The organism is Lentzea sp. NPDC042327 (genome assembly GCF_040647275.1).
Taxonomy (GTDB): domain Bacteria; phylum Actinomycetota; class Actinomycetes; order Mycobacteriales; family Pseudonocardiaceae; genus Lentzea.
Genome location: NZ_JBEZBX010000031.1, coordinates 20,940 through 31,849, shown reverse-complemented (window position 1 = coordinate 31,849; position 10,910 = coordinate 20,940). Strand labels below are relative to the sequence as shown.

General features: G+C 72.5%; 9 protein-coding genes. 3 read left to right on the top strand and 6 right to left on the bottom strand.

Annotated features, from left to right (window positions below):
- Positions 1-106: 106 nt before the first annotated feature.
- A complete protein-coding gene (locus AB0A63_RS39580; protein WP_360401633.1) occupies positions 107-781 on the bottom strand; it encodes a helix-turn-helix domain-containing protein in 675 nt (224 codons plus the stop codon).
- A 73-nt stretch (positions 782-854) separates the two neighbouring features.
- Here AB0A63_RS39580 and AB0A63_RS39575 point away from each other — a divergent pair, with 73 nt between their 5' ends.
- Positions 855-2,069: a cytochrome P450 gene (locus AB0A63_RS39575; protein WP_360401630.1), complete on the top strand. Its 1,215-nt coding sequence runs from the start codon at positions 855-857 to the stop codon at positions 2,067-2,069.
- On the top strand, positions 2,066-2,260 hold the full coding sequence (locus tag AB0A63_RS39570) for a ferredoxin (protein ID WP_360401627.1): 195 nt from the start codon (positions 2,066-2,068) through the stop codon (positions 2,258-2,260). Before AB0A63_RS39575 ends, AB0A63_RS39570 begins: the two co-directional genes overlap by 4 nt.
- 42 nt (positions 2,261-2,302) lie before the next feature.
- On the opposite strand, the gene AB0A63_RS39565 is transcribed toward AB0A63_RS39570, so the two are convergent.
- Positions 2,303-3,919: a protein kinase gene (locus tag AB0A63_RS39565; RefSeq protein ID WP_360401624.1), complete on the bottom strand. Its 1,617-nt coding sequence runs from the start codon at positions 3,917-3,919 to the stop codon at positions 2,303-2,305.
- A 166-nt stretch (positions 3,920-4,085) separates the two neighbouring features.
- On the opposite strand from AB0A63_RS39565, the gene AB0A63_RS39560 reads away from it, so the two are divergent.
- The gene (locus tag AB0A63_RS39560) at positions 4,086-5,585 is read left to right on the top strand and encodes a tannase/feruloyl esterase family alpha/beta hydrolase (RefSeq protein WP_360401636.1); all 1,500 of its coding nucleotides are present in this window, start codon (positions 4,086-4,088) and stop codon (positions 5,583-5,585) included.
- Positions 5,586-5,851: 266 nt separating this feature from the next.
- Here AB0A63_RS39560 and AB0A63_RS39555 read toward each other — a convergent pair whose 3' ends face one another.
- From AB0A63_RS39555 to AB0A63_RS39540, 4 genes are all read right to left on the bottom strand, one after another.
- Positions 5,852-6,406: an EF-hand domain-containing protein gene (locus AB0A63_RS39555; protein ID WP_360401621.1), complete on the bottom strand. Its 555-nt coding sequence runs from the start codon at positions 6,404-6,406 to the stop codon at positions 5,852-5,854.
- 135 nt (positions 6,407-6,541) lie between these two features.
- Positions 6,542-8,785 carry a transglutaminase-like domain-containing protein gene (locus tag AB0A63_RS39550; protein ID WP_360401618.1) on the bottom strand — a complete coding sequence of 748 codons (2,244 nt, stop codon included), beginning with the start codon at positions 8,783-8,785 and terminating at the stop codon, positions 6,542-6,544.
- The gene (locus AB0A63_RS39545) at positions 8,782-9,924 is read right to left on the bottom strand and encodes a DUF58 domain-containing protein (protein WP_360401615.1); all 1,143 of its coding nucleotides are present in this window, start codon (positions 9,922-9,924) and stop codon (positions 8,782-8,784) included. The genes AB0A63_RS39550 and AB0A63_RS39545 overlap by 4 nt, the downstream gene beginning before the upstream one ends.
- Position 9,925: 1 nt before the next feature.
- Positions 9,926-10,894, bottom strand: coding sequence for a MoxR family ATPase (locus AB0A63_RS39540; RefSeq protein ID WP_360401612.1), 969 nt, complete (start codon positions 10,892-10,894; stop codon positions 9,926-9,928).
- Between the last annotated feature and the right edge of the window lie 16 nt (positions 10,895-10,910).

Sequence of the window (10,910 nt, the reverse complement as noted above, 5' to 3'; positions counted from 1 at the left end):
CTGCGTGAGCTGCGCGCCCACCCCGACCCGGATGTTCGGGAGGCGGCCCTGGCACTGGTCACAACCCGCGAGTAGGTTCCGCGCCCGTTCGGGCACGCCGGAGCGGTCAGCGTTCGCGCATCAGCGAGCTCGCGTCCGAAAGGCCGCGCAGCACGAGGCTGAGGGCGCGGGCGAGGTGCTCCCTGTGGTCCTCGAGTGCCTCCGGTGTGATGCCGCCGGCGGTGGCGGCCGCCACGTCGTCGGTCGCGGCCTTCAGCACCGCGCTCATGGCGGCGGCCTGGACGCGGACGGCAATCGAGTCGGCGGGGAGGGCCATGCGGTGGGCGAGGACTTCGGCGAGGGCGTCCTCGTCGCGTTCGCGGAGCATCAGGTACGCGGCGCGCAGGGCGGGTTCGTGGTGGGTGAGGCGGACGACCGCCAGGACCGCCTCCACGTCGTCGTCAGAGCCCGCGTCGAGGACGGGCTGGTAGGCGGTGCGGAGGTGGTCGATCAGGTCGAGCTCGGCCGGCCAGGCGCGCAGCACGGCGCAGAAGGCGTCCACGCTGCGGGTGAGGAGGGGCTCGACGCAGCTCTCCTTGTGCGGGAAGTGGCGCCAGAAGGTGCGTTCGGAGACGCCGGCGGCCCGGGCGATCTGCTCCCCGGAGGTGGCGGCGACGCCCTGCTCGGCGAACAGGCGCACGGCGTGGCGGGAGATCTCCAGGCGCTGGCGGCGGCGTTGCTCGCCGCTCACCGGCGGGCGGCCCCTGCGGGGTGCCCCGTTTTCCGCCACAACGTCCGCCATCGGGTGATTCAAGCACGTCAGAGGCTCGAAAGTTTAATGGCAGCTAGTGCCAATAAACGGTACGGTCGGGGTCATGAGCCTTGCTCCCGAACGCATTCAGCTGCCTTTGCCCAGGCCGAACGTGCTCGAACTCGCCCCGCTCTACTCGCTGCTGCGCAGAGAGGCCCCCATCGCCCCGGTCACCACACCGACCGGCGACCCCGCGTGGCTCGTGACCCGGTTCGAGGAGGTGCGCCTCCTGCTCGGTGACAAGCGCTTCGGCCGTTCCCACCCGCACCCCGAGCAGGCCTCGCGGATCACGACCGCGGCCGTGCTGGACGGGCCGACCGGCGAGTACGAGACCGAGGAGGCCGACCACGCGCGGATGCGGCGCCTGCTCACGCCCGCGTTCTCCGCCAAGCGCATGCGGATGCTGTCCGACCACATGGAACGGTTGATCGAGGGGTACCTCGACCGGCTGGAGGCGGAGCACGAGACCGCCGGGGTCGTCGACCTGCACCGCGGGCTGGCGTTCCCGTTGCCGGTGGCCATGATCTGCCGCCTGCTCGGCGTCCCGGAGGCCGACAGCGAGCTGTTCGCGTCGTTGTCCGAGCGCATGGCGGGCACGGCGATCGGCGAGGAGGCGCACCGGGCGCGCGAGGAGTTCTTCCGCTACATGATCGGGCTGATCGAGACCAAGCGACCGGACCTCGGTGAGGACGTGATCTCCGACCTGGTCCGCGCGCAGGGCGCCGACTCGGCGTTCGACTACGAGCAGATGGTGCGGCTGTGCGTCGGGCTGCTGTTCGCGGGCCACGAGACCACGGTCAACCGGATCGGGCTCGGCGTGCTGTTCCTCATGACCAACCGCGAGCACTGGGACGCGCTGGTCGCCGACCCGGACGGGCACGTCGACGCGGTGGTCGAGGAGATCATGCGGCTCGGCGCGCCCGGTGACCTGGGGCTGCTGCGGTACGCGCACGAGGACGTCGACATCGCCGGCGTGACGATCGAGCGCGGTGACGCGCTGATCCTGTCGATCAACGCCGCGAACCGGGACGACGGGGTGTACTCCGACGCGGAGGTGTTCAACCCCGACCGTCCGGAGAGGACGCACCTCGGGTTCGGGCACGGCGCGCACTTCTGCATCGGCGCGTCGCTGGCCAGGACCGAGCTGCGGGTCGTGTTCGCCGCGCTGGCCAAGCGGTTGCCGCGGATGCGGCTGGCCAAGGACGTGTCAGAGCTTGAAATCAGGGCCACGCTCACGGGTGGCGTGTCCGAACTGCCGGTGACGTGGAGGTCGGAATGAGGGTCAGCGTCGACCAGGGCAGGTGCGTCGGGGCCGGGCAGTGCGTGCTCGCCGCCGACGACGTGTTCGACCAGCGCGACGAGGACGGGCTGGTGGACCTGCTGAACCCGAGCCCCGCGGAGGAACGCCGGGCCGACGTGCGGCACGCGGCCGAGGTGTGCCCGGCGTCCGCGATCAGCGTGGAGGACTGAGAACGGGTGCGGCGCGGTGCTTCCGACGCACCGCGCCGCGCCTCACTGCGCCATCAGCGGCTCGGTCAGCGGCGTGCCGTCCGCCCTGCCCACGAAGCAGTGGATGACGCGGCTGGAGTGCCGGTAGCCGTTCTGGGTCTTCACCTTCCACGACTCGGCGGTCGGGACCACCACCCAGTACCGCAGCGTCTTCTCCTTGTCCTGCCCGGTGACCTTGTTCGACAGGAACGTGCGGGTGCAGGCGGTGCCGCCGATCTTCGTCAGCTCCTCCACGCCGGGGTACGCCACGTCCTTCTCCATCTCGGAGTTGGCGAGCACGGTGTCGAGGACCTCGGTCGCGTGCTCTTTGTAGCAGCCGCCGCGCTGCTGCGGCTTGATCGGCGCGGCGTCCTTCGCGGGCGTCCAGGCCAGGCAGTCCTTCCTGAACGCCAGCAGGCTGTCGTCCTTGATGTCGCCGTCGATGCCCAGGGTCAGCACCGGTTGCATCGCCGCTGAGCTGGCGGGGCCGTCGCCCGTGTTGCCGGCACCCGTGTTGCCCAGGCTCGTGTTGCCCAGCCCCGTGTTGCCCAGGCCCGTGTTGCCCAGGCCCGTGTTGCCGAGCATCGGCTTGAAGACGGTGAAGTACAGCAGGACGAACACTCCGACGATGAACAACGGCGTCAGCGTCGCCGACAGGTACATGCCGACCGAGCGGCGCTTGCGCGGCGGCACGAGGACCTCGACCGGTGGGGCCGCGGTGAACGGTGGTGGCGTGGTGAACGGTGGCGGCGTGGTGACCGGGCCGCTGTGGAACGCGGGAGGCCTGGGCGCTGGCATCGGCCCCGACACCGGTTCGAAGCGTTCCGTCAGGTCCGGCTGCACGAGCGCGCGGGTGATCAGCCGGCGGGCCTGCCCGGTGCCGAGGCGGCGCTGCGGGTCGGGCTCCATCAGGCCGGTGATCAGCTCGCCCAGCGGTCCGCTGACCCGCGGCACCGGACGTTCGCTCATCACCGCGAGGATCGTCGCCGAGGTCGTCGGGCGGTCGAACGCGCCGCGGCCCTCGACCGCGTAGAACAGCGTGGCGCCCAGCGCCCACAGGTCCCACGCCGGCGAGGCCTCCCCGCCCGCCAGGCGTTCCGGTGACATGTAGGCGGGCGAGCCGATCAGCGTCCCGGTGGCGGTGAGCCGCGGGTCGTCGAGCGACTGCGCGATGCCGAAGTCGGTGAGCTTCGCCGTGCCCCTGCCGGGCACCATGACGTTGCCCGGCTTGACGTCGCGGTGCACGATGCCCTGCTCGTGCGCGGCCTCCAGCGCGTCCAGCAGCTGGCCGGCGAGCGTGGCGGCCTCCCTCACGCCGAGCGGGCCGTCGCGGTCGACGCACGCGTCCAGGGTGGGAGCGTTGATCAGCTCCATCACGATGAACGTCTGGTCGTCCTCGGAGATCAGGTCGAAGACGGTCACCACGGCGGGTTCGGACAGCCGGCTCGCGATGCGCGCCTCGCGCAGCACCCGTTCCTGGTAGACGGCCCGCTCGTGGGCGGGCACGGTGCCGGGCAGCAGCAGCTCCTTGACCGCGACCTCCCGGCCCAGGACCGAGTCCTCGCCGAGCCACACGGCACCCATGCCGCCCCGCCCCAGCTCGCGGATCAGCCGGTAGCGCCCGTTGCCCACCTCACGCATGCGGGAAGTCTCGCAAGCCGATCACCCGGTCCGGTGAACGGGGGCACGATGACGTACACCGATGGCGTTGTCCGACGGGCGCGACCGGCGCCCTTCGCGCGTAGCGTCGCCCGACGTGAGACGACTGACGAAGCTGTTCGCCACGAGCGTGCTGCTGACCGCACTGGTGCCCCTCGCACCGCCGGCATCAGCGGGCCAGACCGGGTGCACGACCGTCCAGGTCACCGCTCCCGGCGGTGCGGCGGTCGAGGGCGTTGCCGCGACCCGCAGGCCCGGTGGGACCGTCGAGTTCCCGCAGACGCCGCTGTCGGCGCCGCCGCCCGTCCACGACGTGCCCGCGTACTGCGAGGTCACCGTGACGCTCACGCACGACGGCACCGACCACGTGAAGGTCGTCGTGGCACTGCCCGAGACCGGCTGGACGGGCCGGTTGCAGGGCGTGGGCGGTGGCGCCTACGCCGCCGGTGACTTCGGCGCGCCGTTCGTGCAGGCCGTGAAGGACGGCTATGCCGCCGTGTCCACCGACGCGGGCGTGCGCGACGGGCTCGACACCGGCTGGGCGCTCAGGAACGGCCAGGTCGACCGGACGCTGCTGACCAACTTCGCGTCGCGCTCGGTGCACGAGTCCGCGGTCGTCGGGAAGTCCGTGGTGCGCGAGCACTACCGGCGCCCGGTCAGCTACTCGTACTGGAACGGCTGCTCGACCGGCGGCCGCCAAGGCTACGCCGAGGCGCAGCGCCACCCCGGCGACTTCGACGGCATCGTCGCCAACGCACCGGCCGTCAACTGGGCGCAGTTCGCCGTCGCGACGCTGTGGCCGCAGGTCGTGCAGAACCAGGACGGCCACGTCGTCGGCAACTGCGTGCTGAACGAGTTCCGCAAGGCCGCGATCGAGGCGTGCGACGCGAACGACCGCGTCACCGACGGCATCGTCGACCGGCCCGACCGCTGCGGCTACGACCCGCGGCGCCTGGTGGGCAGGACGGTCCTGTGCGACGGCCGGGAGGTCACGGTCACCAGGGCCGACGCCGACGTGATGCGGAAGGTGTGGGACGGCCCGACCGACGAACGCGGCCGCAACCTGTGGGCCGGTCTGCCCAAGGGCGCCGACCCGCTGTGGCTCGCCGGCACGCTGCCCGGCGCGTCCGGTCCCGGGTTCCCGGTGGCGGTGCTGTGGGTGCAGAGCTTCCTGCTCAAGCAGCCCGGTTCCGACACCTCGAAGCTGACCTACCAGCAGTACCGCGACCTGTTCCGCCAGTCGGTGCGCGAGTACGACGCCGTCATCGGCACCTCGGACCCGGACCTGTCGGCGTTCCGGCGCGCCGGCGGCAAGCTGCTGACGCTCGTGGGCACCAACGACCAGCTGATCCCGCCCGGCGGCACGCTCGCGTACCGCGAGCAGGTGGAGCGCACGACGGCCCGTGTCGACGACTTCTACCGCCTGTTCCTGGCCCCCGGCGTCGACCACTGCGCCGGCGGCCCCGGCGCCGCGCCCACGAACCAGCTCGGCGCACTCGTCGACTGGGTGGAGCACGGCAAGGCCCCGGCGACGCTCGCCGCCACAGCCCCCGACGGCGCGACCCGCGACCTCTGCCCGTACCCGCGGGTGTCGCGGTACGTCCACGGCGACCCGAAGGCGGCGTCGAGCTACCGCTGCACCCGCTAGCACCTGCCCGCCCCTCGTTTGCCCGCCGCATCTGCGAGTACCGCCAACTCTTGATCGAATCGCCGCTGACTACCACCCACATGGTCGCCATGCACCGAACCAGGCCCTGCACGCGCAGAGGGCCGGAGGCGCAGTTGGCAGTAGAGAAGTGCCTGTTGAGGTTGAGTTGGTGGTACTTGCAGATGCGGGCAGAGGCAGGAGGTGAGGGCGGCAACGGGTGGGCTTTGGGGAATCTGCGGGACAACGCGGAGCGGGGACCCGTTCCGTCAGGTGCGCTGCAACGCCTTCGGGTACAGCCAGCTGCCGGGCGTGTCCTCGGCCGGGTTCGTGTAGTAGTCGCGCACCGCCGCGATGTACTCCGGCACGCTGATCGCCCCGTCACCGTCGGTGTCGAGGTGCGCGAACGCCACCCCGCACTCGTCGTCACCGAGCCCGCGCGCCTTGAGCAGCACGGTGAACTCGTCCACGTCGACCCGCCCGTCACCGTCGGTGTCCGCGAGGGCCAGCAACTCCTGCACCACCTCCAGGAAGTCCGCCTCGATCGGCCCTCCGGTCACGAACATCTCGATCATCGCCTCCCGGTACTCCTCCGGCGAGACCTGCCCATCCCGGTCGGCGTCGCAGTGCACGGCCAGCATCTCCCAGAACCGGTCGTGCGCCTCCACCAGCTCCCGCCCGCGCTCCGACCCCGCCGGCTCCCCGAACGCCCGCAACAACCGCTCCGCCAGCGCGTAGACGTCGGCGAGCTCGATGACACCGTTGCCGTTCACGTCGTAGTGGGCGAACGTCGCGTCGATCCTGTGCTGCAACACCTGCTTCATGTCCGGCACTGTGTTCATGCGACCCCCTGGCGCGCAACGCAGGTCGCCCAGCCGGGTGGAGTTGTTCCACCGCTCCGGGTGATTGCGGGTTCAACGGCATCGGAGCGCGCGAGCGTGAACGTGATCTGCACGCCCTCACCTGGCCCTGGCCGGCAGGAACGTGCGGACGTCGAGCGGTGCGAGCCACCGCCGCCAGCGCGGCACGCCGGTGCGCATCCGCTTCCTGGCCTCGCGCACGTCCGCCCAGTACGCGTCCACGGCCGCCTGGTCCGGCTGTCCCGGCCCGAACACGTGGGCGTCGGCCCGCACCGCCAGGCCGCCCAGGTCGAACCCGGCCAGCAGGGTGGCCTCCTGGCGCCGGGTCAGGCCGCGCGGCACCCGTGCCCCGAGGTCGCGGGCGTGGTCCACGAGCTCGTGCCAGCCCGTGGCGAACCGGTTCGCGGTGCTGCCGCGCGTCTGGCGGCGGTGGCGGCGCACGGCCTTGCCCCCGACGACGAGACCGACCACCGCGGCGATCGGCAGCAGCACGGAGGCGGCGTCGGCCAGCAGGCCGGCGAGCCAGCCCGGCAGCCAGGACCCGCCGGGGTCGCCGATGCCGACGCCGCTCGCGTCGGTGCGGCTCGCGTCGACCAGCGAGCTGGGCATCTTCACCGTGTTCGGCGGCGGCACCACCGCGGCGTCGGTGTTCTCGATCTCCTGCGGCGGCTGGTGGTCCGGCTTCTTCGAGCGGTCCGGCATGAACTCGGTGTTCGGGACGACCGCCCACGTGCCGTCCGCGAGGTGCAGCTCCACCCACGCCTGCACGTTCTCGCCGCGCACCACACCGCCGCTGCCCGGCACCGCGCCCAGCACGACCCGTGCGGGCATGCCGATCTCGTTCGCCACCAACGCGTACGCGGCGGCGTACTGCTCATCGTTGCCCGCCGGGCGCTTGGCGTTGAAGAACGCCGTGAGCCGGCCCGCGCTGTGCCCCGGCAGGTACTCGGTCTCGCCTGGACCGCCGTCGGTGTAGGCGCCGTTGTCGCGCAGGTACGCGGCGGCCGCCTTCAGCCGTTCGGCGGTCGTCGTCGCGCCACCGGTCCACTTGGCGACCTTGCCGCGCACGAAAGCCAGCTCGGAGGTGCGCACCGACGGCCGTCCGAACGGTTGGGCGTCGTCCGGGATGCCCGCTGTGGTCAGGACCGTGCGCAGCGAGTAGGTGTCCCCCTCGCGCAACCGGTCGGCGACGATGCCGGACGCGGTCGCGAGGTTGTAGCGCAGGTTCTCGGTGTGACCGGCCCTGCGCTCACCGCTGAAGGCGATCTCCCGTGCGCGTCCGGCCGTCGGCAGCCACGCGTTCAGCTCGTCCGCCGTCGCGTAGGCGGCCTCGATCCGGATGGTCACGTCGGACTCGGTTCCGGTCCCGGTGGCCGGGATGCGCACACCGATGCGTTGGAAGTTGTTGCGCTGCACCGGGTCCACCGCACCGGCCGGGTCGTTCGTCGCGCCCCACACCCGGCCGTCGTACCCGTCGAGGGTGGCGATCCGGACGCGTTCGCCCTCCGGCAGCCCCCGCACGGTGAACAGCGTCTGGTCCCAGAGCTGGTTGGCGTCCTTCGTGTGCTTGCGGTAGCCGACCAGCGGGCTCGCGTAGGCGCCGATCTCGAACGGCGGCTCCACGTACTTGCGCAGCACCACCCGGTGGGCGCTGCCGGTGCCGGGCAGCACCGGCGACACCACCAGCGCGAACCCGGCCGCGACGCCGACGAGCGCCACGGCGGTCACCGCGCGCACCCGGCGCATCCCACCGGCACGCACACCGGTGCGGTGCCGGGCCGCGCGCACCGCGAGCCAGCCTGCCGCGACCGCGGCGAACACCGCGCCGAGCACCCCGGCCGCCTCACCGGTGCCGAGCAGGACCACCGCGGCGAGCACGGCGAGCGGCGCGCCGATCGGTGCCCCGCTGAGCGGCACGCGGCGGGCCAGCGTGAAGCCTCCCGACCCGCACAGCAGGCCGAGGATGTACGGGATCACCAGCAGCGGACCTGCGCCGTCGACCGGCGGCAGCGTGGTGAGCAGCTGCTTCCAGCCGTGCACGCCGAGGTCGAGCAGACCGGCGAGGACGTCGGGTGTCGGCAGTCCCCCGTCCTCGCGCAGCGCCACGACACCGCCGAGGAGGAAGAACACCGCGACCGTCATGGCGGCGACGGCGATCATCGGCCGGCGCAGCACCGACGCGACGTGCCCGGCCAGGACGCCGAGCAGGAGGCCGGTGCCGCCGGCGAGCAGGAAGCCCCAGCCGGTGTAGGTGGTGCGGAACCCCAGCAGCGCGACGACGAACAACGCGCACAGGAAGGCGGCGTCGACGAGGTCGTCGCGGCGGGGCACGAGTCCGGTCACTGCAGGGTCCCTCCCGCCAGCAGCACCGGCAGGTCGCCCAGCCGGCGCAGGGTGAGCACGGTGAACGCGGTGCTCGCCGACCGCGCGGTGCGCTGCCGCGGGTCCACCCGCAGCACGACCTTGCGCACCTCGGCCGGGAACGCGGTCGCGACGGCGCGCAGGTCGCCGTAGCCGTGCCGCGCGCCGGTGACGAGCACGAGCAGCGTGGCGTCGGGAGCCGCGGCCGCCGCACGGGCGGTCACCTCGGCGAGCGACGGGCCGCCCAGCTCTGCGCGGGCGAACACGTCCAGCACGTGCTGGGCCCGGCCGGAGAGGTGCCCGGAGGCGACCACGCTGGTGTCGATCCCGTCCGCCACCGCGCGCTGCACCACCGACGCACCGGCGGACAGGGCCGTCTCGAACACCGAAGGGTCCGGATAGGACTGTTCGGCGCCGTCGACGACCACCACGACGTGCGCGCGCCGGGAGTCGAGGTACTGCCGCACCAGGAACCGTCCGTCCTGAGTGGACGCGGCGAGCTTCGCCGTGGAGCGCCAGTGGATGTGCCGCCGGTCGTCGCCCGGCGCGTACTCGCGCAGCGCGTGGAACGCGAGGTCGCTCATCGAGACGTCGTTGGTGGTGCAGCCCTCCAGGTCGCGCAGCAACCCGGTGCCCAGCGGCGCCAGCGGCACGGTCAGCGGGTGCACGAACAGCTCGACGACCTCGGTCATCGCGACCGTCCGCCGCACCAGGCCGAGCGGGTCGCCCCTGACCGTGGTGGCCGGTCCGACCGCGATCACCCCGCGCCGCAGCCCGGCGACCTCCACCTCGCGGCCGCTGTCGAAGACCTCGACCCGGTCCCGGCCGATCGGCAGCTCCACCTCGGGCGCGAACAGCGTCCTGCGGCCGTGGTGCTCGACCTCGACCGCGCAGCGCGTCGACTCGTCGGGCCGCAGGCGGCGCTTGGCGACGGACACGTCGACCCGCACCGCGCCGCGGCCCAGCGTCAGCCCGCACGCCAGCGCCAGCAGCACCAGCCCGGTGGCGCCGAGCAGCACGAGCTCGTCCCAGCCGAGCACGGCGCCGAGCACCCACCCCACCGCCGACGCGACCGCGAGCAACCGGCCCGCCGGCGAGACCACCTCCAGCAGCCGCACCACCTCAGGCCCCCCGGCGCACGGGCGGCTCGACGTCCGCGAACAGCGAGTCGACCACCTTCTCCACGGTGGCGCCGTCGAACTGCGCCTCCGGGTGCAGCAGGATCCGGTGGCCCAGCACGGGGTGCGCGAGCTGCTGGACGTCGTCCGGCACGACGTGACCGCGCCCCTGGGCGAGCGCCCACGTCTTGGCGCACCGCACGTACGCGAGACACCCGCGCACCGACACGCCGAGCCGCACCGCGGGGTGCGACCGCGACGCCTCGGCGATCCGGCTGACGTACCCGAGCACCGCCGGGTCGACGTGCACCTGGTCGGCCAGCGCGGTCAGCTGCGCCACCGCGCTCGCCGCGATGGCCGGCGGCACGGTCGCCGACCGGTCCCGCGTCGCCGCGTCGGCCAGCAGCGCCACGGTGGCGTTGTGGTCCGGGTAGCCGATGCTGGTCTTCATCAGGAACCGGTCGAGCTGCGCCTCCGGCAACCGGTAGGTGCCGGCCTGCTCGATCGGGTTCTGCGTGGCGATCACCATGAACGGCGACCCCACCGGGTGCGTCTCGCCGTCGACGGTGATCCGGCCCTCCTCCATCACCTCCAGCAGCGCCGACTGCGTCTTCGGCGAGGCCCGGTTGATCTCGTCGGCGAGCACGATCGAGCCGAAGATCGGCCCGGGGTGGAACCGGAACACACCGCGCTGCTGGTCGTAGATCTGCACACCGGTGACGTCCGACGGCAGCAGGTCCGGCGTGAACTGGATGCGGGCGCTGGTGCCCTGCACCGTGTTCGCCAGCGCCTTCGCCAGCGATGTCTTGCCCGTGCCGGGGTAGTCCTCCAGCAGCAGGTGGCCGTCGGAGAGCAACGCGGTGAGCGCCAGGCGGATCACGTGCTCCTTGCCGGAAATGGCCCGCGAGATGTTCAGCACCATTTGCTCGAAGGTCTGCGCGAACAGCCGAGCCTGTTCAGGGGTCACGGTCATGGTATTTCCTTCACTG